General features: G+C 70.8%; 18 protein-coding genes. 9 read left to right on the top strand and 9 right to left on the bottom strand.

Features of this window, described 5'->3' with window-relative positions; all coding sequences use genetic code 11:
* Positions 1-2: 2 nt before the first annotated feature.
* From ACWGI2_RS23760 to ACWGI2_RS23740, 5 genes are read right to left on the bottom strand one after another with little or no spacing between them, the layout of a single operon-like run.
* The gene (locus ACWGI2_RS23760) at positions 3-1,037 is read right to left on the bottom strand and encodes an ABC transporter ATP-binding protein (protein WP_453697453.1); all 1,035 of its coding nucleotides are present in this window, start codon (positions 1,035-1,037) and stop codon (positions 3-5) included.
* A complete protein-coding gene (locus tag ACWGI2_RS23755; protein WP_453697452.1) occupies positions 1,034-2,059 on the bottom strand; it encodes an ABC transporter ATP-binding protein in 1,026 nt (341 codons plus the stop codon). Before ACWGI2_RS23755 ends, ACWGI2_RS23760 begins: the two co-directional genes overlap by 4 nt.
* Positions 2,056-2,922 carry an ABC transporter permease gene (locus tag ACWGI2_RS23750; protein WP_453396523.1) on the bottom strand — a complete coding sequence of 289 codons (867 nt, stop codon included), beginning with the start codon at positions 2,920-2,922 and terminating at the stop codon, positions 2,056-2,058. Before ACWGI2_RS23750 ends, ACWGI2_RS23755 begins: the two co-directional genes overlap by 4 nt.
* Positions 2,923-2,942: 20 nt before the next feature.
* The gene (locus ACWGI2_RS23745) at positions 2,943-3,896 is read right to left on the bottom strand and encodes an ABC transporter permease (RefSeq protein ID WP_453697725.1); all 954 of its coding nucleotides are present in this window, start codon (positions 3,894-3,896) and stop codon (positions 2,943-2,945) included.
* Positions 3,897-3,901: 5 nt separating this feature from the next.
* Positions 3,902-5,512: an ABC transporter substrate-binding protein gene (locus ACWGI2_RS23740; RefSeq protein WP_453396305.1), complete on the bottom strand. Its 1,611-nt coding sequence runs from the start codon at positions 5,510-5,512 to the stop codon at positions 3,902-3,904.
* A gap of 306 nt (positions 5,513-5,818) precedes the next feature.
* Between ACWGI2_RS23740 and ACWGI2_RS23735 the strand changes: the two genes are divergently transcribed.
* From ACWGI2_RS23735 to ACWGI2_RS23725, 3 genes are all read left to right on the top strand, one after another.
* Positions 5,819-6,232: a VOC family protein gene (locus tag ACWGI2_RS23735; RefSeq protein ID WP_453396304.1), complete on the top strand. Its 414-nt coding sequence runs from the start codon at positions 5,819-5,821 to the stop codon at positions 6,230-6,232.
* A 112-nt stretch (positions 6,233-6,344) separates the two neighbouring features.
* The gene (locus ACWGI2_RS23730; RefSeq protein WP_453697450.1) at positions 6,345-7,877 is read left to right on the top strand and encodes an MFS transporter; all 1,533 of its coding nucleotides are present in this window, start codon (positions 6,345-6,347) and stop codon (positions 7,875-7,877) included.
* A gap of 16 nt (positions 7,878-7,893) precedes the next feature.
* Complete coding sequence (locus tag ACWGI2_RS23725) at positions 7,894-9,414, top strand: MFS transporter (protein WP_453697449.1); 1,521 nt, start codon at positions 7,894-7,896, stop codon at positions 9,412-9,414.
* 14 nt (positions 9,415-9,428) lie between these two features.
* On the opposite strand, the gene ACWGI2_RS23720 is transcribed toward ACWGI2_RS23725, so the two are convergent.
* Complete coding sequence (locus ACWGI2_RS23720) at positions 9,429-9,908, bottom strand: GNAT family N-acetyltransferase (RefSeq protein WP_453396301.1); 480 nt, start codon at positions 9,906-9,908, stop codon at positions 9,429-9,431.
* 177 nt (positions 9,909-10,085) lie between these two features.
* On the opposite strand from ACWGI2_RS23720, the gene hemC reads away from it, so the two are divergent.
* Together hemC and ACWGI2_RS23710 are read left to right on the top strand one after the other, a co-directional pair.
* Positions 10,086-11,021: a hydroxymethylbilane synthase gene (hemC, locus tag ACWGI2_RS23715; protein WP_453697447.1), complete on the top strand. Its 936-nt coding sequence runs from the start codon at positions 10,086-10,088 to the stop codon at positions 11,019-11,021.
* 46 nt (positions 11,022-11,067) lie between these two features.
* On the top strand, positions 11,068-11,940 hold the full coding sequence (locus ACWGI2_RS23710; RefSeq protein ID WP_453697446.1) for an endo alpha-1,4 polygalactosaminidase: 873 nt from the start codon (positions 11,068-11,070) through the stop codon (positions 11,938-11,940).
* A 27-nt stretch (positions 11,941-11,967) separates the two neighbouring features.
* Here the strand turns inward: ACWGI2_RS23710 and ACWGI2_RS23705 are convergent, their stop codons facing one another.
* Entirely contained in the window at positions 11,968-12,687 is a 720-nt protein-coding gene (locus ACWGI2_RS23705) for a hypothetical protein (protein ID WP_453697444.1), read from the bottom strand.
* Positions 12,688-12,813: 126 nt separating this feature from the next.
* On the opposite strand from ACWGI2_RS23705, the gene ACWGI2_RS23700 reads away from it, so the two are divergent.
* From ACWGI2_RS23700 to ACWGI2_RS23690, 3 genes are all read left to right on the top strand, one after another.
* Positions 12,814-14,070: an APC family permease gene (locus tag ACWGI2_RS23700; protein ID WP_453697443.1), complete on the top strand. Its 1,257-nt coding sequence runs from the start codon at positions 12,814-12,816 to the stop codon at positions 14,068-14,070.
* A 144-nt stretch (positions 14,071-14,214) separates the two neighbouring features.
* A complete protein-coding gene (locus ACWGI2_RS23695; RefSeq protein ID WP_453396297.1) occupies positions 14,215-15,348 on the top strand; it encodes a sensor histidine kinase in 1,134 nt (377 codons plus the stop codon).
* Positions 15,345-16,016, top strand: coding sequence for a response regulator (locus tag ACWGI2_RS23690; RefSeq protein ID WP_453697441.1), 672 nt, complete (start codon positions 15,345-15,347; stop codon positions 16,014-16,016). The genes ACWGI2_RS23695 and ACWGI2_RS23690 overlap by 4 nt, the downstream gene beginning before the upstream one ends.
* A 53-nt stretch (positions 16,017-16,069) precedes the next feature.
* Here ACWGI2_RS23690 and ACWGI2_RS23685 read toward each other — a convergent pair whose 3' ends face one another.
* Entirely contained in the window at positions 16,070-18,247 is a 2,178-nt protein-coding gene (locus ACWGI2_RS23685; protein WP_453697440.1) for an MMPL family transporter, read from the bottom strand.
* Between the two features lie 257 nt (positions 18,248-18,504).
* Positions 18,505-20,133: a class I adenylate-forming enzyme family protein gene (locus ACWGI2_RS23680; RefSeq protein ID WP_453697439.1), complete on the bottom strand. Its 1,629-nt coding sequence runs from the start codon at positions 20,131-20,133 to the stop codon at positions 18,505-18,507.
* 321 nt (positions 20,134-20,454) lie between these two features.
* On the opposite strand from ACWGI2_RS23680, the gene ACWGI2_RS23675 reads away from it, so the two are divergent.
* Positions 20,455-21,261 (top strand): GntR family transcriptional regulator, encoded by an 807-nt coding sequence (locus ACWGI2_RS23675; protein WP_453697437.1) that lies wholly within the window; start codon positions 20,455-20,457, stop codon positions 21,259-21,261.
* Positions 21,262-21,454 lie beyond the last annotated feature (193 nt).

The following is a 21,454-nucleotide window of genomic DNA, read 5'->3' as shown; positions in this document are numbered from 1 at the left end:
TCCTAGCGTGCGGTGCGGGTACGGGGAATCGTACGAAGGGTCGGTGCGGCTGCCGCGTCCGGAGCCGTGCCGTCGTCGGCGACGAGGTGGCAGGAGGCATGGCGTCCACCGCCGCCGGGAAGCTCGCGCAGCTCAGGCACCTCGGTGCGGCAGCGGTCGACGGCCAGCGGGCAGCGCGTGTGGAAGCGGCACCCGGGCGGCGGGGCGAGCGGGCTCGGCAGTTCGCCGCTGAGGACGATGCGCTCGCGGGTGCGTTGGACCGCCGGGTCGGGCACGGGCGCGGCGGACAGGAGCGCCTGTGTGTACGGGTGCTTGGGGTCGGCGAACAGCTCGGCGGTCGGCGCCTGTTCGACGATCTGGCCGAGATACATGACCGCGATGCGGTCGGCGAGGAACTCCACGGCGGCCAAGTCGTGCGTGATGAACAGGCACCCGAAGCCACGGTCCCGCTGGAGATCGGCGAGGAGGTTGAGGACGGAGGCCTGGACGGAGACGTCGAGGGCCGATGTGGGTTCGTCGGCCACCAGGAGGTCCGGGTCGACGGAGAGCGCGCGGGCGATGGAGATGCGCTGGCGCTGTCCGCCGGAGAGTTCGTGCGGATGCCGGTCGGCGTGCTCGGGGCGCAGGCCGACCTGGCCGAGGAGTTCGGCGACACGCGCGCGTGCCGCGTCCCCCTTGGCGAGGGAGTGCAGGCGCAGGGGTTCGGCGATGATCTGCCCGACGGTCATCCGTGGGTCGAGCGAGGACGAGGGGTCCTGGAAGACGAGGTGGAAGTCTTTACGGAGGGGCCGCAGGGCGCGCCGCGAAAGGCGGGTCACGTCGGTGCCGTTGATGTGGACGGTGCCGCCGGTCGGGTCGTCGAGCCGTACGGCACAGCGCCCGACGGTCCACTTACCGCTCCCCGACTCCCCCACCAAGCCCACGACTTCACCCTTGCCGACCGTGAGCGTGACTCCGTCAGCGGCGCGCACGATACCGCCGGGGCCCGCGAAGTGCCGCTGAAGGCCGCGCAGTTCAAGAACGGGTGTGGGGGTCACTGTCCGGCCTCCTGGGTGGTGGGCGTGAGCACGGCCGCGTCCTGCGGGTGCCAGCAGGCCGCCCGGTGCGCGGCGTCGGCACCGGTGTTCCGGGAGACCGCCTTGAAGCCGGGCCTGGACGTCGTGCACCGGTCGTCGGCGTGCGCGCAGCGCGGGGCGAAGGTGCAGGCGTCCGGCTGTGCGTCGAGGCTCGGCACCAGGCCGGGGATCTCGGGCAGCCGCCGCTTGCCCTCACCGCCGGGGCGGAGGACCGCGCCCAGCAGACCGCGGGTGTACGGATGGCGCGGCTCGGCGAACAGCTCGTCCACCGGGGCCTGTTCGACAGGCCGGCCCGCGTACATGACCAGGACGCGGTCGGCGGCGTCGGCCACCACGCCCAGGTCGTGGGTGATGAGCACGATCGCGGTGCCGAGCCTCTCCCGCAGGGACTGGAGCACTTCGAGGATGCCCGCCTGGACGGTGACGTCGAGCGCGGTGGTCGGCTCGTCGGCGATCAGGACGGACGGGTCGCAGGCGACCGCGATGGCGATCATGACGCGCTGCCGCATGCCGCCGCTGAGCTGGTGCGGGTACTCGTCGACGCGCTGGGCGGGGGCCGGGATGCCGACCAGGTCTAGGAGTTCGATGGCACGCGCGTGTGCCTCCTTCTTCGACAGGCCCTGGTGGCGCCGGAGCACCTCGCCTATCTGCCGGCCGATGGTCAGGACCGGGTTCAGCGAGGTCATCGGCTCCTGGAAGATCATCGCGATGTCCTTGCCGCGGACCCGCCCGAGCTCCTTCTCGCTCGCTCCCGCGATCTCGGCACCGCCGAGCCGGATCGATCCCTCGATGTGGGCGGTGGGCGGCAGTAGCCCCATCACGGCCATCGCCGTGACCGACTTGCCGCACCCCGACTCGCCGACCACCGCGAGCACTTCGCCCGGTGCGACGTCGTACGAGAGATGGTCGACGGCGTGCACGGTGCGGGTGTCGGAGCGGAAGGAGACCGACAGGTCGCGCACGCTCAGTACAGGCTCGGTCATCGGGTGGCTCCTCGGGGGTCGAGGATGTCCCGCAGGCCGTCGCCGAGCAGGTTGAACGCCAGGGTGGCCGCGACGACCGCGAGGCCGGGGAAGACCGCCATCCACGGCGCGGGCGCGAGGAAGGACTGGGCGCCGGAGAGCATCACGCCGAGCGACGCTTCCGGTGGCTGGACTCCCAGGCCGAGGAAGCTGAGCAGTGCCTCGCCGATGATGGCGGCGGGGATGCCGACGGTCGCCTGGACGGTCAGCGCGGAGGTGGCGTTGGGCAGGATGTGCCGGAAGAGGACGGTGGCGTCGCCGCCTCCGTTGGCGACGGCGGCGGCCACGTAGTCGACGTGCCGCAGCCGCAGTGTCTCCGCGCGGGTGATGCGGATGACGGCCGGGATCTGTGAGATGCCGATGGCGATGGTCGCGTTGGTGAGCGAGGGGCCGAGCACCGCGGCGAGCCCGACGGCGAGCACCAGGAAGGGGAAGGCCAGCATTGTGTCGGTGAGCCGCGAGACCACGCTGTCGGTGAACTTGCCGTAATAGCCCGCGAGCAGGCCGAGCGGTACGCCGACGACGAACGCGAGCGCCACCGCGACCACGCCCACCTGCATGGAGGCCCGCGCCCCGTACACGACGCGGGATAGCTGGTCGCGGCCGAGGTCGTCGGTGCCGAGCCAGTGCGACCAGCCGGGCGCGGCAAGGGCGTTGGCGAAGTCGGGCCGCGCCGGATCGTAGGGCGCGACCAGCGGCGCGAAGAGCGCCGCGAGGACGAAGACGGCGGCGATGACGCCACCGGTCATGGCGAGCCGGTTCTTGCGCAGGGCGCGCAGCTTGCCGCTGCCGCCGCCCGCGCTCGCGGAACGTATCCGCCCCAGGGTTGTGAGCACCGCTGTCGTCACCGGGCACCTCCGAGCCGGATGCGCGGGTCGATGACCGAATACGCCACGTCGACCAGCAGGTTGATGAGGATGTACGCGGCGGAGGTGCACAGCACCACGCCTTGCAGGGTCGCGTAGTCGCGGGTGAAGACGGCGTCGATGGTGAGCTTGCCGAAGCCGGGCAGGACGAAGATCTGCTCGGTGACGACCGCCCCGGAGATGAGGTGGCCGAGCTGGAGCCCGAGCACGGTCACGACGGTGACCAGGGAGTTGCGCAGTGCGTGCCCGCCGATGACCTCGCGCCGTGACAGGCCCTTGGCCCGCGCGGTGCGTACGTAGTCGGCGGAGAGCGAGTCGAGCATCGCCGCCCGTGTCTGGCGCATCACGACGGCCGCGAGCCCCGAGCCGAGAACGATCGCGGGGAGCACCATGCGGCGCAGGTTGTCCAGCGGGTCGGTGCCGAAGGGCACGTATCCGGAGGCCGAGAAGACCGGCACGGCGATGGCGAACCCGAGGACCAGGACCATGCCGAGCCAGAAGGTGGGGACGGAGAGGCCGAGGAGAGCAAGGGCGTTGGCGAGCCACTCCTCGGGCTTGCCGCGCCGTACGGCGGCGACGATGCCCGCGCCGATGCCGACCGTGACCGCCAACAGCAGGGAGAGGGCGGCGAGTTCAAGGGTGATGGGCAGGGCGGCGGTGATCGCGTCGGAGACGGGAAGGCCGGTGCGTGAGGAGGTCCCGAGGTCGCCGGTGATCGCGTGCCCGATGAACCGCCCGTATTGGACGACGATGTTGTCGTTCAGGCCGTAGCTCTCGCGGATGGCGGCGAGCGCCTCGGGGCTGCGCTCCTCACCGGCGAGCGCGAGCGCCGGGTCGCCCGGCAGGGCGCGGATACCGGCGAAGACGACCATGCTGACCAGGACGAGCGTGATGAGGGACTGGCGGACGCGGGTGAGCACATAGGACGTCATGGGGCTCATCGGGCGTACCCCGCAGTCGTCACGCGGACCAGGCCGTCCCCGTACACGCGGACGCCCGCGACGTCCTTGCCGGTGACGATGTAGTTCTTCTGCCGGTAGAGATAGATGAGCCCGCGCCGCTCCTGGGCTCGCCTCGTCAACTCCTCGTAGATCTTGGCGCGTTCGTCCGGGTCGGCCTCGGCTCGGCCGCGTTCGACGAGCCGGTCGATGGCCGGGTCCGAGAGCCCGTAGGCGTTCATCGCGCCGCGTGTCTGGAGGAAGCTTGCGATGTTGCCGTCCGGGTCGAGCCGCCCCGACCAGCCGCTGGTGAAGGCGTCGTAGTGCCCGGAGTCGGTCTCTTCGAGCATCGTGGCGTACTCGGTGGGGCGCAGCGTGACCGCGAACCCCGCCTCCTTGGTCATGGCCTGCACGACCTGGCCGAGGCGGCTGTGCTCGGGCGTCGTGGACACCTTCAGCTCGATACGGACCGGAGTCCCCACCCCGGCCTCCTTGAGCAGCCGCTTGGCCTTCGCGACGTCCCGCTCGGGACATTCGGACGCCTTGACGCCGGGCGCGATGGCGGACTCGGGCGAGACGGGGCCGCAGGCGGGCTCGTACATGCCCTGGAAGACGACCTTGTTGATGAGGTCGCGGTCGATGGCGAGCTCGAAGGCCTCACGGACGCGCGGGTCACGCGCGAGGGGCGTGTCGATGCGACCGGGCTTCTCCCCGAGGCCCTTGACGTTTCCGACGTTGAAGCCGATGCCCTGGTAGCCGAGCGAGGGCGAGTTGAAGAGCTGGAGGTCGGGCTCGGTGAGGGCGCTGCGTACGTCGACGGGTGTCATCTGGTCGCCGATCTGGATGTCGCCGGAGCGCAGGTTGGCCAGGCGGACGTTGCCGTCGGGTATCGGCTTGTAGATCACCTTGTCGAGGTGGACCTGGTCGGCCGCGTAGTAGTTGGGGTCCTTGGCGAGCACGATGCGGTCGCCGCCGACGCGCTCCACGTACTTGAACGGGCCCACGCAGGATGGGTGGTTGGTGAAGCTCTTGCCGTACTTCTTGAGCGCGGCGGGTGACATCACCATGCCGGAGCGGTCCGCGAGAACGGCCGTGAGCGGGACGTAGGCCTGCTTGAGCGTGAGCTTCACGGTGTACGGGCCTGTCGCCTTCGCCCCGGCGAGCGGGGCGAGTTCGGTGGCGCGCGCCGAGCCCGGGAGGTCGCGGTGGCGCAGCAGTGAGGTGACGACGGCTTTCGCGTCGAGCTTGGTGCCGTCGCTGAACTTCAGGCCCTCGCGCAGGCCGAAGGTGACGGTGCGGCCGTCCTTCGACGTCTTGGGCAGGGCCGTGGCGAGCTGCGGGATCACGGTCCCGTGCTCGTCGATGTCGTAGAGCTTCTCGCACATCCCGGCGAAGACGGTGCGGCCCACGAGGGTCTGCGCGAGGGTCGGATCGAGCTTGTCCGGGTCGGCGTTGAGGGCGACGGTGAGGGTGCCGCCGTCCCGCACGGGACGGTCGTCGGTCATGCGCTCAGCGCCGACCTCGGTGGCCGAGGACTGCAAGGAGCCGCAGCCCGCCGTCATGGACATCACCAGGGCAACTGCCGCGAGGGCAACCGCTTTTCGGCGCACGAGTAGGTACCTCCGCCAGGGTGGTTCCGGGTGATCGTGGACGATCAAGGAATACGGCAGAACGTATTTCGCATACAGTCCGCACACAAGAGGCCCGTCCGGATGTCGGACCGGATTTGATGAAGATTGAATAACCGGGCGCGACAAATGGCTGTACGCTACACGCAGCGGACTTTCCGTCCATCAAGGGACGAGCCGTCCCCGTGCCGCTCGCCGGGCCCCCCGTGCCGCTCGCCGGGCCGTTGTCAGTGCCCCGCGCTACTCTCCGCGCAACTGACCGTTCCACCCCGTTCCGGGAGGTTTTCCATGGTCTCGCGCCTCAACCCGTATCTCAGCTTCGGCGGCGACGCCCGCCAGGCACTTGAGTTCTACAAGGAGGTCTTCGGCGGCGATCTCGCGCTCAACACCTTCGGCGAAGCCGGCCAGCAGGGCACGCCGTCCGCCGACAAGATCATGCACGGCATGCTGGAGGCGCCCAACGGCTTCACCCTGATGGGCGCCGACACCCCGCCGGGCATGGACCACACCCCGGGCAACAACTTCTCGGTGAGCCTCAGCGGAGACGACGAGGCCGAGCTCCGCGGCTACTGGGAGAAGCTGTCCGCCGGCGGTTCGGTGTCCGTACCGATGGAGAAGCAGATGTGGGGCGACGTCTTCGGCATGTGTACGGACCGCTTCGGCATCCCCTGGATGGTCAACATCAGCGAGCCGCAGAGCTGACCCCCACCCGCGGAGTTGAACGTTCCGTGACCCGGGCCTGCCTCTGCCAGGCCCCGGTCGCGGCCTCTGAGCAGCGCGCCTACCGTGTGACGGGGGCGTTTGGAGGCCATCGATGGACCGCTCACCCCCGCCGGAACCCTTCGAGGCCGTGCAGTCGGCCGGCTCACCACCACCGGCCGCCCCACAGCTGAGCGGCGGGCGGCACGAGCACCGCTGGCTGATCCTCGGAGTCGTGGGGATCGCCCAGCTGATGGTGGTCCTCGACGCGACGATCGTGAACATCGCGCTGCCCTCGGCCCAGCGGGACCTCGGGTTCAGCGACGGCAACCGCCAGTGGATCGTCACCGCGTACGCCCTCGCCTTCGGCAGCCTGCTGCTCCTCGGCGGACGCATCGCCGACCTGGTGGGCCGCAAGCTGGTCTTCCTCGCCGGGCTCGGCGGCTTCGCGCTCGCCTCGGCCCTCGGTGGCGCGGCGACCAGTTTCACCATGCTGGTGGTGGCCCGCGCGCTCCAGGGCGTGTTCGGCGCGCTCCTCGCACCCGCCGCGCTTTCCCTGCTCACCACGACGTTCACGGATCCCAAGGAACGCGCGAAGGCGTTCGGCATCTACGGCGCCATCGCGGGCGCGGGCGGCGCCGTCGGACTGCTCCTGGGCGGCGTCCTGACCGAGTATCTGGACTGGCGCTGGTGCCTGTACGTGAACCTGATCTTCGCGGTGTTCGCCATGCTGGGCGGCGCCCGGCTGCTGCACGGCGGCCGCCCCGCTGACCGGCCGAAGCTGGACGTGCCCGGCACCCTGCTGGTCTCCGCGGGCCTGTTCTGCATCGTCTACGGCTTCTCGAACGCCGAGACGCACGCCTGGAGCGATGTCGACACCTGGGGGTTCCTGGTGGTCGGCGCCGTCCTGGTGGCGGCCTTCGCCTGGTGGCAGACGCGAGCCGCGCATCCCCTGCTCCCGCTGCGCGTGGTGCTCGACCGGGACCGCGGGGCGTCGTTCCTCGCGATGTTCATCTCCGGCGCCGGCATGTTCGGTGTCTTCCTGTTCCTGACGTACTACCTCCAGCAGATCCTCGGCTACACACCGGTCAAGACGGGGCTCGCGTTCCTGCCGATGGTCGCCGTCATGGTGGTGATCTCGGTCGTCACGACCAACGTGCTCGTACCGCGGTTCGGCGCCAAGCCGATCGTGCCGCTCGGCATGGGCCTCGCGGCGGCCGCGATGGCCTGGCTCACCGCCCTCGACGTGCACAGCGGCTACGCGGCCCACGTGCTACCGCCGCTGCTCGTCGCCGGTCTCGGGCTCGGTCTGGTCTTCGCCCCCGCGATGAGCATGGCGACCGCGGGCGTCGCCGCGCACGACGCGGGTGTGGCGTCGGCGATGGTCAACACCAGCCAGCAGGTGGGCGGTTCGATCGGCACGGCCCTGCTCAACTCCCTCGCGACGAGCGCCGCGGCCAACTACCTCGTGGGCAGGCAGCCTTCGCCGGAAACCAAGGCCCAGTCCGCGATGGAGAGTTACTCGACCGCGTACACATGGTCCGCGGTCTTCTTCGCGATCGGTCTGATCGTTACGGTCGTGCTGTACCGCAGGGGTGCCCCTGCCCCGGCCCACTCGGAGGCGGGCGGCGGCGCGGTACACATGTAGGACGGACGGAGGGCCGATGGCAACCGAATCCGAGGCTTCAGCGGCGGAAGACGCCGACGGGGGTGTCGCGCTGGCCTCGGCACGGGGCCGCTGGGTGCTCGCCTGCGCCGTTCTCGCCTCGGGCATGGCGATGCTGGACGGCACGGTGGTCAATGTCGCCCTGCCCACCCTCGGCCGCGACCTGGACACCTCGCTCGCGTCCCTGCAGTGGGTCGTCAACGCCTACATGCTCACGCTCTCGGCGCTGCTGCTGCTCGGCGGAGCGCTCGGTGACCGCATCGGACGGCGGCGCACCCTGGTCATCGGCGTGGTGTGGTTCGCCCTGGCCTCCGCGCTCTGCGGGCTCGCGCAGGACGCCGGAACGCTCATCGCGGCACGGGCGTTGCAGGGCATCGGCGGTGCGCTCCTGACGCCGGGATCACTGGCCTTGGTGCGTACGTCGTTCCGGCCGCAGGACCAGGCACGTGCGGTGGGCGCCTGGTCGGGGCTCGGCGGGGTCGCGGGCGCGGTCGGGCCGTTCCTGGGCGGCTGGCTGATCGACGGCCCCGGCTGGCGGTGGATCTTCCTGATCAACGTGCCGCTGGCGGCGCTCGTGCTCTTCGCGGTGCGCCATGTCCCGGAGAGCCGGGCCGAAGGCGCCGCTGAGAAGCCGTTCGACGTGACGGGGGCGTGCCTGGCGGCGCTGTTCCTCGCGGGCATCAGCTTCTCGCTGATCGGCGCCGCGGGTGACTCGTCGAAGGCGGCGGCGCTCCTGCCGGGGCTCTGCGGACTCGCGGCGGGCGTCGCCTTCGTCGTGGTGGAGCACCGCCGCCGGAACCCGATGCTGCCGCTCTCCCTCTTCCGCTCCCGCCTGTTCAGCGCGGCCAACGTCATGACGCTGTGCCTGTACGCGGCCATCGGCGGGCTCTTGTTCATGCTGCCGGTGCAGTTGCAGACGACGCTCGGCTACGACGCGCTCCAGGCGGGCACGGCGACGCTGCCGATCACGGTCCTGATGCTGCTGCTCTCGGCCGCGGCAGGGGATCTGTCACGGCGGGTCGGGCCCACCCTGCCGCTGGTCGCCGGGCCGCTCATCGCGGCCGCGGGGGCGCTCCTGATGCTGCGGATCGAGCCCGGCGCCTCGTACATCGCCGATGTCCTTCCCGCGGTCGTGGTCCTCGGCCTGGGGATGAGCGTGTTCGTGGCTCCGCTGACGGCGACGGTCCTCGCCTCGGTCGACGCGGGGCGCGCGGGGCTGGCGAGCGGCGTCAACAACACGGCGGCGCGGGTGGCCCAGATGCTGGTCGTCGCCGCGCTACCGCTCGCGGTGGGCCTTTCCGGCACGGCGTACGCGGATCCGGAGGCGCTGAACTCGGCGTTCGGCAAGGCGGCCGCGGGCTGCGCGGGCCTGTTCGTCCTCGCGGCGGCAGCGGCGGCTCTCTTCATCCGCCCGCGTCCTGCCACCTGGCACGAGGACGCGGGGAACACACCACGCTGCAAGTCCCATCTGGGCGTCGCCGCACCGCCGTTGGAGCCCGGCAAGGACTGTGCGGGGTAGCGGTGCCGGGAGTGTCAGACCGCCGCGTCGGGGGCGTCGCGCACGAAGAGGGTGACCGACACGCTCTCCTTGAAGCCGTTGCGCCGCATCAGCGAGGCGGATGCGGTGTTGCGCGACTCGACGTCGGTCACCACGGCCGTGGCACCGGCGGCGGTCAGCGTCGCGCAACAGGCCTGCACCAGATGGCTGGCGACACCCTGCCCCTGATAGGCGGGGGCGCTGGCGATCCACTCCAGGTTCCCCCAGTCCGTACGCTGGTCGAACCCCATCGAGCCGCAGACGAACCCGGCGAGCGCGTCACCGTCGAGCGCCACCCAGCAGGAGGAGGCATCGGCGTCCAGGTGCCGGGCGATCGCCGAGAGCGACCAGGACGTGTACGGCTTCACCGAGGTGTCGTACAGCTCACGCCCCAGGGCGAGGACGTCCGCCAGATGGGTGGGAGCCATCCGTTCGAGAACGATCGGGGACCGCTGATGCGCGGCGGCGGCTGACATGGGACCTCCCGGGTGGCTGGCGGCCGGGACCCGCACGGGGCGGGACGGTGACCGGCTGCTTCTCACGCTATGAGGGCCCGGGGCGTCGCGCACTCCAGGAACGACCGCCCCCGGGCCCCCGGCCGAACCGAGCAGCCCTTTAACAGACTGCTGTTGTGAGCGCCTATCGTGGTGCGCATGTCCGCTCCTGAGCTGATCCGCATCGTCTCCCGTTCCTCCCCCATGGCGCTGGCCCAGGTGGAGCGCGTACGCGCCGAACTCGCCGCCCTGCACCCCGGGATCCGTACGGAGGTCGTGCCGGTCACGACCTCCGGGGACCGCTGGATGGGAGACCTCGCGAAGCTGGGCGGCAAGGGCGCGTTCACCAAGGAGGTCGACGCGGCGCTGCTCGCCGGTGAGGCGGACCTCGCGGTGCACTGCGTCAAGGACGTACCGGCGGACCGGCCGCTTCCGGCGGGCACCACCTTCGCCGCGTTCCTCAAGCGGGACGACATCCGCGACGCGCTCATCCACCCGGGCGGGCTCACCCTGGACGAGCTGCCCGCGGGGACCCGCATCGGCACGTCGTCGGTGCGCCGCATCGCCCAACTTGCCGCTTCCCACCCGGAGTTGGAGTGCGTCCCGATGCGCGGGAACGCGGGGCGCCGGATGGAGAAGCTGGCCGCGGGCGACGCGGACGCGCTGCTGCTCGCGGTGTCGGGCCTTGAGCGCATCGACCGCATGGATGTCGTCTCCGAAGTCCTGTCGGTGGAGACGATGTGCCCGCCGATCGGCGCGGGGATCCTGGCCCTGCAGTGCCGCGAGGACGACGCGGAGACCATCGACGCCGTGTCGGGCCTCGGCGACCCCGACGCCTGGCGGGAGGCCACCGCCGAGCGCATGTTCCTGCACGTCCTTCAGGGGCACTGCAACTCCCCCATCGCCGGGTACGCGCGCTGCGAGCGGGGCGGCGACCTTTCGCTGCGCGCCCGGGTGTTCACCCCGGACGGCAAGACGGTCCTGAACGCCCACGAGTGGGCGGGACCGCTCGACCCGGCCACGCTCGGCACGTCCGTGGCGGTCACGCTGCTGCGCCAGGGGGCGCGCGAGCTGATCGACTCCATCGCGCACTGATCCGACGGAGGCCTTTGCCCGCAGCCGCCCCGAACGAAAGTCTTCGATGCACCGCCCGCACCACCCGCACCATCCGTCCCACCCGCATCGCTCGCGCACGGCCCGCCTTGCGGTCTGCGCCGCCGCCCTTCTCCTGGCCGCCGCCTGCGCCACCGACGACGGCGGGGACACCCCGGCCGCCACGAACGGGGCGGACGCCGTGCGTATGCCCAAGGCCAACGCCGTCTTCGACTACCAACTCGGCGGCCCCTACCAGCCCGACGATGCCGTGCGGGCCGTCTCCCGCGACCGCTCCGCCGAGCCGGCCAAGGGCCTGTACAACGTGTGTTACGTCAATGCCTTCCAGACCCAGCCGGGCGACGCCATCACCTGGTGGAAGAAGAACCACCCCGACCTGCTCCTGAAGGACGACGACGGCTCGCTGGTGATCGACGACGACTGGGACGAGCCCCTCCTGGACATCTCCACACCCGGCAAGCGCCGGGAACTGATGGACGTCGTCGGGCCGTGGATCGACGGCTGCGCGGAGTCGGGCTACGACGCCGTGGAGCCCGACAACCTCGACTCCTACGAGCGTTCCGACGAGCTCCTCACGCCCGAACACGCCGCCGCCTTCGCCAAGTTGCTCGCCGAACGGGCCCACGACCGCGGCCTTGCCATCGCCCAGAAGAACACCACCGACCTCCTCCCTGAGCGCGCCCGCATCGGGTTCGACTTCGCCGTCGTCGAGGAGTGCGCGGCGTACAAGGAGTGCGGCGACTTCGCCGACGCCTACGACGACAAGGTCTTCGCCGTCGAGTACACGCGCAAGGACTACCGCAACGCCTGCGACACCTGGGGTCCTCGGCTGTCCGTCACCCTGCGCGACCGCGATGTCAGCACCAAGGGCACGAAGGGATACGTCTTCGCGCAGTGCTGAGGCCCGTGAGCGCTTCTGACCCGGCCCTTACGGGAGCCGATCGAGCTGCCTGTCGGCCACCGCGTCCAGCGGGAAGCCGGGGGTGCGCTGTGCGCCCCGGTCGCTGAACTCCACGGTGAGGCCGCCCACACGCACCCAGATGTGGTGGTCGCTCTGGACAGTACCGTCAGGGCCGGCGGCGCTCAGGTCGAAGGCGACGGCTTCGTCACCGAGGGCGGGGGCCTTCGCCACGTCGATACGGGAGTTGAGCTTCCCCTCCGGTGTGCGCCCCACCAGCTTCTCGCAGGTCTTGAGCCCTTCCGTGAGCCTCTGGAACTCCTCCGCGGCCCCGTCCCCGGAGTAGGAGGCCAGCCATGTCCGGCCACCCCACTGGTTGTTCTTCCACCAGAAGTCCTGGATCACGGACGTGGACGCGTTGTGCGAGACGAGCGCGTCGAACACGTCCTGGCAGCCCGGACCCGGCACCAGAACCCGCGGCTCGTACTTGGGAACGGGCCCCTGCACGGGCGCGCTGTCGATCCGCGGCACCTCCCCCTCCCGCAGCAGGAGGGACTTCAGCTGCCGGGCTGTCAGCGGCCGGGCCGGGGCCGGTGATGACGAGGGCGTCGGCGAAGGCGGCGCGGACGCCGATGCCACATCCTTCGGCTCCGAAGCTTCGACCGGGCCCTGCGCCGAGCAGCCCGTGACGATGAGCACCCCCGCGGCCACCACCGCGCCGACTGCCTTACGGCCACCAGTCCACACCACCGCTGCCCCCTGATCCACTTCGCGTACGACGGGCAGACCCTACGACACCCTCATGCCGGACCCGAACTCCGATATCGGATACCGTCTGCACGCACGACCGGGCGTTCCGCTGCCAAGGAGCCATCGATGAGCACCCCACCCGCCGCGAACACCCCCCGCCTCCAACGGCGGCTCGGAGTGAGTGACGCCGTGTTCATCGGCCTGGGGTCGATGATCGGGGCGGGGATCTTCGCCGCGTTCGCGCCCGCCGCCCGTGCCGCGGGCTCGGGACTGCTCGTCGGCCTGGCGGTCGCGGCCGTCGTCGCCTACTGCAACGCCACCTCGTCGGCCCGGCTTGCGGCCCGCTACCCCGCCTCCGGCGGCACCTACGTCTACGGCCGTGAGCGGCTCGGCGACTTCTGGGGCTACCTCGCGGGCTGGGGCTTCATCATCGGCAAGACCGCCTCCTGCGCGGCCATGGCCCTCACCGCGGGCGCGTACGCCTGGCCCGGCCACGAACGCCCGGTGGCGATCGCCGCCGTGGTCGCCCTGACCGCCGTCAACTACGTCGGCATCCAGAAGACCGCGTGGCTGACCCGCACCGTCGTCGCCCTCGTCCTGGCGGTCCTTGCCGCTGTCGTGGCCGCCTCCTTCACCGGCGGTCACACCGACGCCGCCCGGCTGGAGCTGAGCGGCGACGCGAGCGTGGGCGGCGTGCTGCAGGCCGCCGGGCTGCTGTTCTTCGCCTTCGCCGGATACGCGCGCATCGCCACGCTCGGCGAGGAGGTCCGCGACCCGCGGCGCACCATCCCGCGGGCGATCCCTCTCGCCCTGGGCATCACGCTGGTGGTGTACGCGGCGGTCGCCATCGCCGCCCTTGCCGTACTCGGCCCCGGCGGCCTGGCCGAAGCGACCGCGCCCCTCGCGGACACGGTCCGCGCGGCCGGGGCGCCCGCTCTGACCCCGGTGGTGCGCGTCGGTGCCGCCGTCGCCGCGCTCGGCTCGCTGCTCGCCCTGATCCTCGGCATCTCGCGTACAACACTGGCGATGGCCCGCGACCATCACCTGCCGCACGCGCTGGCCGCCGTCCATCCCCGCTTCAACGTCCCCCACCGGGCCGAACTCGCCGTCGGGGCGGTCGTGGTGGGCCTCGTCGCCTTCGCCGACCTGCGCGGCGCGATCGGCTTCTCCTCGTTCGGGGTGCTCGCCTACTACGCCATCGCCAACGCCGCGGCCTGGACCCTGACGCCGGGCGAAGGCCGCCCGCCGCGACCCGTCCCCGTACTCGGCCTGGCGGGCTGCCTGCTCCTGGCCTTCAGCCTCCCGCTCTCCTCCGCCGTCTCCGGCGCCGCCGTCCTGGCCGCGGGTGCGGTCGCCTACTTCGTACGCCGGAAATTCATGTAAGCCAGCAGCGCGGTCGCGCCGGGAACGCACCAGACCCTGTTACCGCAAGGGCAGCAGGCGCCGTAAAAGTACTGCGCGTGCGGTAGTTGGCCAGTCCTTCCCGCGCACGACTCCCGCGCGTCGGCCTCCGGCTAGGGTTCGCCCATGACCACTGGACTGTCCCACGTCTGGGCCCAGACAAAAGACTGGGTGATCGCGATCTGCGTGGCGGCGACACTCCTGGTCACCGCGCTCGCCGAGGATCACGCCGGCACGGATCTCGACCCGCTCGGCTACGCGCTCGTGGTGGCGGGCGGCCTTGCGCTGATCGGCCGTCGCAGCACGCCCATTCCCGTCCTCATCGTGACGGGGCTCTGCGTGGTGGGGTACAACGCAGTCGGCTTCGAAGTGCCCGCCGTCGCCTATCTGTTCGCGGTCTACGCCGCCGTGCGGGAAGGGCACCGCCTCGTCACCGTGCTCACGTCCGTGGCGCTGCTGATCCTTCTGCCGATCGCCGTGCTGGCCTCCCCCGCGGACGGTGCGGCGGCCGAAGCGTTCGCGCAGGCCCGCAGCGTCCTCGAGATCGCCTGGCTGGTCGCTGCCGGTGCCGCGGGTGAGGCGCTGCGCCAGGCCGAGCAGCGGGCGGACGAGGCAGAGCGCACCCGCGAGGAGACCGCGCGGCTTCGCGCCACCGAGGAACGGCTTCACATCGCGCGGGAGTTGCACGACTCGCTCACCCACCAGATCTCGATCGTCAAGGTGCAGTCCGAGGTCGCCGTGCACCTGGCCCGTAAACGAGGCGAGCAGGTGCCCGAGGCCCTCCTGGCGATCCAAGTGGCCGGCCGTGAGGCGACCCGGGAACTGCGAGCGACGCTGGAGACCCTGCGCGATGACACCGTCCAGCCGCTGTCCCATGGCCTCGACCACCTGCCGGAGCTGGTGCAACGGGCCCACGGGATCGGTCTGAAGACGACGCTGACGATCGAAGGGCAGCGGCACGACGTGCCGGACGCCGTGGACCGTACCGCCTACCGGATCGTCCAGGAGTCGCTCACCAATACGGCCCGTCACGCGGCAGCCGCCACCGCTTCGGTCCGGATCGGATATCTTCCCGACGGCCTTTCCATCCAGGTCGACGACGACGGGACGGCCAAACCGGGATCCGCCCCGGTGCCCGGCGTAGGACTACTCGGTATGCACGAGCGCGTCACCGCCCTTGGCGGCCGTCTGCGCGCGGAACCGCGCACCGGCGGCGGCTTCACCGTCCAGGCCGAACTCCCCGTGGCGAGGATTTCATGATCCGTGTTCTGCTGGTCGACGACCAGCCCCTCCTGCGCAGCGGGTTCCGCGCGCTGCTCGACGCCGAGGACGACATCGAGGTGGTGGCCGAAGCCGGCAACGGCAAGGAGGCCCTGGCGCTGGCCAGAGAACACCTGCCCGACCTCGCCCTCGTCGACATCTCGATGCCGGTCATGGACGGTATAGAGACGACCCGGGAGGTCGCGGCGGACCCGGCCCTGGCCCGGATGCACGTCGTCATCCTCACCAACTACGGCCTGGACGAGAACGTCTTCAACGCGCTGCGCGCGGGCGCCGCCGGGTTCCTGGTCAAGGACATCGTGCCGGAGGACCTCCTGCACGCGGTCCGCGTCGCCGCGCGCGGTGACGCCCTCCTTGCGCCGTCGATCACCAAGATGCTGATCGACCGGTACGTCGCCCAGCCTCTCGGCACAGAAGCCGGCACCGGCCTCGACGAGCTGACCAACCGCGAGCGCGAGGCCGTCGTCCTGGTCGCACAGGGCCTGTCGAACGAGCAGATCGCCGACAGCATGGTGATCAGCCCGCTGACCGCGAAGACCCACATCAACCGGGCCATGACCAAGCTGCGGGCTCGCGACCGGGCCCAACTCGTCGTCCTCGCCTACGAGTCGGGCCTGGTGTCGCCGAGAAGCCGGGAGTGCGGGTAACCAGCCCAACGGTTCCCGCACTCCGACGTGCGGAAGGGGCAGACCCCGAAGGGTCAGACCCTGGCCTCTTCCTCGACCCCGGTCGGTGAAGCCGGGGCCGCCTTGGATGTCCGGCCCCCGGGCATCCACCAGTTGGCCTTGCCGCACAGTTCCATCACGGCGGGGACGAGCACCATCCGGATGACGGTGGCGTCGATGAACACGGCGACCGCCATACCCAGACCGATCTGCTTGATCGAGACGTCGGGGCCGAGCAGGGAGGTCGTGAAGACGGCGATCATGATGGCGGCCGCGGCCGTGATGACCTTGGCGGTCCGCGCAAGGCCGCGTGTGACGGCGATCCGGGTGTCGCCGGTGCGCTCGTACTCCTCACGGACCCGCGAGATCAGGAAGACCTCGTAGTCCATCGACAGACCGAACAGCACCGGGAACATCATCATCGGCACCCAGGTCGTGACCGGCATCTCGGTGGGGAAGCCGAGGGCCGAGCCGAACCAGCCCCACTGCACGACCGCGACCAGCACGCCGTAGGCGGCACCGATCGACAGCAGGTTCATCACGGCTGCCTGCAGCGCGATCGTGACCGACCGGACCAGCGCGATCAGCAGCAGCAAGGACATCACGATGACGATCGCGATCATGAAGGGGAGACGCGAGCTGGTCTCCTCCGCGAAGTCGATCGCGCCGGCGTTCGGGCCGCCGACGTAGACCTTTTCGCCACCGGCTGCCGTGGACAGCACGTCGTCGCGGAGCTTGTGCACCAGGTCCGCGGTCGCCTCCTCCTGGTATCCGGTCTTGGGGAAGGCCATGAAGGTGGCGGCCTGCTCGTCCTTGCTGACCCGGGGCTGCGTGGCGTAGGCGATGCCCTCGGTCTTCCTGACCGCCTCGACGACGGGCCCCAGATCGGCGTCCTTCGAGTCGATCTCGGTGGCGAAGATCAGGGGTGCGCCGTAGCCGGGACCGAAGCCCTCGGAGACGATCTCGTACGAGGTGTAGCTGCTCCTGTCACGGGGCTGGACACTGGCGTCGGGCAGGCTAAGCCGCATAGAAAGCGCGGGGGCGGCAAGGACCAGCAGGCCCGTGCCCGCCAGAACCGCTGCGATCAGCGGCTTGCGCTGCACCACGCCAGCCCAGCGCTCGGCCGGGGTGCGGCGCTCCCGGGCGGGGACGCCGGCGGGCTTGCTGCGGCGTGACGTACGACGGGGCAGGCGCAGCGAGCTGATCTTGTGGCCGGTGAAGCCGAGGAACGCCGGCAGCAGGGTCACCGCGGCGATCATCGTCACGAGCACGGTCACCGACGCGCCGATGGCCACGCCGGTCATCAGCCTCTGTCCCATGGTGACCAGGCCAAGGAGTGCGAGCACGACGGTCGTTCCGGCGAACAGCACCGCGTGACCGGCGGTCGTGATGGCCTTGACCGTGGCGGCTTCGGGGTCGTCGCCTTCCTTCAGGCTCTCCTTGTACCGGGTCACGATGAACAGCGCGTAGTCGATGCCGACACCGAGACCGATCAACGCGGCGACGAGCACGGTGAAGTCCGGCGACGGAACGAGGTGCCCCACGAGCTTGATCAGGGCGATGCCGCCGAGGATCGCCATCAGCGCGGTCACGATCGGAAGGCCCATCGCCACCAGCGACCCGAAGGCGATGAACAGGATCACCGCGGCGGCCAGGACGCCCACGCTCTCGGCCGGCCCCTGCTCGGGAGTCTCCGCCTTCTCGGCCTTGTCGCCGCCGAGCCCCAGCGTCACGCCGTCACCGGAGGCGTCCTTGACCGTGGTCACCAAGGGTTTGACGTCGGTCTTCGCCACGTCCTGATCGGTCAGCGGGATCGTCGTACGCGCGATGCGACGATCCTCGGTCACCAGGTCCTTGTCCTCGTACGGCGAGGTCACCGGCCCCGTGATGTCCGAGTCGGACAGCTCGGCGACAACCTTCTCGATCTTCTTCTTGGCGGCGGGATCATCGATCCCCTTCTTCGCCTTGATCGCGAGAGTCAGTGTGTCGCCCTGCTGCTCGGGGAAGTGCTTCTCGACCAGAACCTGCGCCTTGGCGGACCCGGAGTCCCCGCCGGTGAAGTCGTTGTCGGAGTCGGCGCCGAAACCGAAGCCGACGAAGGCGAGGGCAAGCACGCCGACGATCCAGGTCAGAAGGACCAGCCGGCGGCGCCGGTAACAGAACCGGGCCAGTCCCGCCAGAGCTCCATCCGTACGGGGAGTCTCGGTTGGCATCGTCTTCTCCTCGAGTCATTGAGCGTTGCGCTCAATCCTCGTGATCAGGCTCTGCCGCGTCGACGTGCGTATGCAGGCACTATTCCGATGCCTCTACCACGCCCACGGTACTCCGTTCGCGGTACTGGCACGCGTTTGCGGAGGGACTCTGTTCCTCAATCCCCGGTGTGACTCTGTGAATTCGTACGTTGCCGTATGCGCGGATCGCCTGCGTCTGCTCCCGGCAGGCGATCCGCGTATTCGGCGAAAAGGGCTGGCTACGGCGTGGCCAGGGCCGGGCTCGTCCACTCGGCGCGCAGCGCCTTCTTGTCCACCTTGCCGACCTTGGTCGTCGGCAACTGGCCGAGCAGGACCGTCTTTCGGGGCGTGTACAGCTCTCCCAACTCGGCGGTCACCGCCGCGCCGACCGCGTCCGGGTCCACGTCGGCGTCCTCGGCCGTGGCCAGGAAGATCTGTACGGCCTCGCCGTACTCCTCGTCGGGCACGCCGAGCGCCGCCGCGTTGCGCACACCGGGCAGCGTGAGCAGGAAGTCCTCCAGGACCCTGGAGTAGACGTTGTCGCTGGTGCTGCCGGTGACGATGATGTCCTTGGCCCGGTCGACGAGATAGAGGTACCCCTCGGCGTCGAGATAGCCCATGTCCCCGGTGCGCAGCCAGCCGTCGCTCAGTGCTTCCGCGGTGCGCGCCGGGTCCTCGTAGTAGCCGAGCATCACGGTCTCGCCCCGGACACACACCTCGCCGACCTGGCGGACGGGAAGCGCCGCCGAGCTGTCCTCGGCACGGATCTCGATCTCGGTGTCGGATATCGCGCGGCCGCAGCTGCGCCAGAGCTCGGGCCGCCTGGCTCCCTCCGTGGCGAGATCGTCGGCACCGAACGCGGCGATGCCGAGCGCCTCCGACTGCCCGTAGCCCTGGCTGAGCACCGGCCCGAAGACCTCGACCGCCTGTTGCAGCCTGCTGGGCGACGTGGCCGCGCCGCCGACGACGATCCGCCGCAGCGCGGGGAGGGCGCCCGGGACGCACTCCGGGTGGTCGAGAAGCGCGTACAGCATCGGCGGCACGAACATGGTGGCGGTGATCCGCTCCTCGCGCAGCACCGCGAGCGCCGCGCCCGCCTCGAACTCGGGCAGCACGACGAGGGCGGAGCCTGTCACCAGAGCCTGGATCGAGGTGAGGTGGCCGCTGCCGTGCGTGAGCAGCGTGGAGGCGAGCACCCGGTCCGCGCCCGGGACCATGGCCGGGAAGAAGCCCGCGGAGCGGGAGTCCTGCGGGGTGTCGTCCGCCAGGCCCACCAGCGTGTCGTAGAGCCGGTGGCTGTGCGCGGCGAGCTTGGGACGGCCGAGCGTGCCGCCGGTGTAGAGGACGGTGACGGCTTCGTCCGCTCCCGGGGCGGGCACGCCGTCGGGGCGCGTCGCCGGGCACTCGGCCGCCATGGCCAGCAGGTCCGTGCACTCCTGGTCGCAGGGCCCGAGGCTGAGCAGCTCGGGGGCGTGGACGCTGCGGCCGGCCGCGTCGGCGGCCCGCTGGGCGAAGAGCGGGTCGGTGACCACGGCGCGCGCCCGGGACTGCTCGACCAGCGCGGCGAGCTCACCGGGCCCCGGCTCCGGCGGCAGGAACACGACTCGGCAGCCGATGAGATGGACCGCGAGCTGCACCAGGACGGAGTCCACGCGATTGGCCAGGAACAGCCCCACTCCGTCGCCGGGTTCGAGCCCCTGCTCGCGCAGCGCGTGCCCCAGCCTGAACAGCCGCCGCCGAGCCTCTCCGCGGTTCAGCCGCTGCGCACCCTGGACGAGCGCCTCGGCGGCCTCGTCCGTGTGCCAGTGCTCCAGGATGCGGTCCAGGTACGTCCGCGGCTCGGATGTTTGCTGTGCGTTAACGATCATGGACACATGCAAACATGCTGCTCAGGAGCGTCGGACTCAGAGGGGCCAACTTCGGCCACCACCCGGCGGAGTACCATGCCCTCCCCCTCCGGGGCGGCCGGCGATCGCTTGCGCGAGCACACCCCGATGGGGCTGCTGAGCCCGAGGGGCGGCCTCTCGCCCACACCCGGTGGCGCACCCTCCCGCTCGGTCCACAAAGCCCCAGGTCATGGCATCACCGCAGGTCAGATAGGGTGGCGTAACTTCGCGGCAACATTGTTCGCCTAGCGTCACCGACATAGACACCGACCCAGCCACCCATGCATCCACCTTGAGGGAGCCATGCGCGATCCGAAGCCCAGGGGTGACGGGTCCGGCGTGCCGCTGATGCGGGCCGACCGGGCCCGGACCGTGGCCAGTGTGCTGCGCAGGCAGGTCATGCGCGGCGCCTTTCCCGGTGGCGTACTGCCCGATGAGCGGGCCCTGATCGCCGAGTTCGGCGCCTCCAGGAACACGGTCCGGGAGGCCCTGGGCCTGCTGCGTGACGAAGGCCTTGTCGAACGCCGCCGGGGCGTGGGCACGGTCGTGATCGGCCGGGCCTACGAACATCCGCTGGGCGAGCTGTCGGGGCTCGCCGAGGTTCTCCAGCGGCACGGCACCGTCGTCAACGAGGTACGCGAAGCCCGCGTCCTGCGGCCGCCGCTCACGGTCGCCCGCCGCCTCGACCTGCCCGAAGGGAGCACGGCCGTCTACCTGGAGCGGCTGCGCCGGGTGGACGGCATCCCCCTGTCCCTGGACTGCACTTATCTCATCCCTGAGGTGGGTGAGCCCCTTCTGGCACACGCCGGGAAGACGCCGCGCACGCTGGAGGACCACGACGTCTTCGATCTGATCGAGACCGCGACGGGCATGCCGCTCGGCTCGGCCGAGGTGTCCGTCCACGCCACGGTCACCGATCCGGCGACCTGCGCGGTCCTGGAGATGCCCGAGGGCGGTGCGATCCTCGCCGTCGAACGCCTCACCCGCCTCGCCGACGGCCGCCCCGCCGACCTGGAGTTCCTCCATCTGCGCGGGGACCGACTGACACTGCACGCCACGCTCGACCGGGCGACCAAGTACACCGACCGCGCCGGCAGTTCCTTGCTGTAGCGGCTCGCGCGCCACCGACCGTTCAGGCATCCCTGCGTGACGGGGCGTCAGCCGGGCCCGCGTCAGGACGGGTGACGGGGCGTCAGCCCAGCGGTCAGTAAGCCTGTTGATGCGCGGCGCGCCCAACTCCTGTGCCACGGAGGCTCCGTTGGACCACACACAGACTGCCGATTCCGCTCATGCCACCCACCGA

It is taken from the genome of Streptomyces sp. NPDC054866, from assembly GCF_053610745.1.
This window is presented reverse-complemented; position numbering and strand designations above follow the sequence as displayed.

Bases quoted from the DNA above. Each gene is read 5' to 3' on its own strand.
- ACWGI2_RS23755 (WP_453697452.1), bottom strand. From the start codon at position 2,059: ATGACCGAGCCTGTACTGAGCGTGCGCGACCTGTCGGTCTCCTTCCGC.
- ACWGI2_RS23745 (WP_453697725.1), bottom strand. From the start codon at position 3,896: ATGACGTCCTATGTGCTCACCCGCGTCCGCCAGTCCCTCATCACGCTC.
- ACWGI2_RS23735 (WP_453396304.1), top strand. From the start codon at position 5,819: ATGGTCTCGCGCCTCAACCCGTATCTCAGCTTCGGCGGCGACGCCCGC.
- ACWGI2_RS23730 (WP_453697450.1), top strand. From the start codon at position 6,345: ATGGACCGCTCACCCCCGCCGGAACCCTTCGAGGCCGTGCAGTCGGCC.
- ACWGI2_RS23725 (WP_453697449.1), top strand. From the start codon at position 7,894: ATGGCAACCGAATCCGAGGCTTCAGCGGCGGAAGACGCCGACGGGGGT.
- ACWGI2_RS23720 (WP_453396301.1), bottom strand. From the start codon at position 9,908: ATGTCAGCCGCCGCCGCGCATCAGCGGTCCCCGATCGTTCTCGAACGG.
- hemC (WP_453697447.1), top strand. From the start codon at position 10,086: ATGTCCGCTCCTGAGCTGATCCGCATCGTCTCCCGTTCCTCCCCCATG.
- ACWGI2_RS23710 (WP_453697446.1), top strand. From the start codon at position 11,068: ATGCACCGCCCGCACCACCCGCACCATCCGTCCCACCCGCATCGCTCG.
- ACWGI2_RS23700 (WP_453697443.1), top strand. From the start codon at position 12,814: ATGAGCACCCCACCCGCCGCGAACACCCCCCGCCTCCAACGGCGGCTC.
- ACWGI2_RS23695 (WP_453396297.1), top strand. From the start codon at position 14,215: ATGACCACTGGACTGTCCCACGTCTGGGCCCAGACAAAAGACTGGGTG.
- ACWGI2_RS23690 (WP_453697441.1), top strand. From the start codon at position 15,345: ATGATCCGTGTTCTGCTGGTCGACGACCAGCCCCTCCTGCGCAGCGGG.
- ACWGI2_RS23685 (WP_453697440.1), bottom strand. From the start codon at position 18,247: ATGCCAACCGAGACTCCCCGTACGGATGGAGCTCTGGCGGGACTGGCC.
- ACWGI2_RS23680 (WP_453697439.1), bottom strand. From the start codon at position 20,133: ATGATCGTTAACGCACAGCAAACATCCGAGCCGCGGACGTACCTGGAC.
- ACWGI2_RS23675 (WP_453697437.1), top strand. From the start codon at position 20,455: ATGCGCGATCCGAAGCCCAGGGGTGACGGGTCCGGCGTGCCGCTGATG.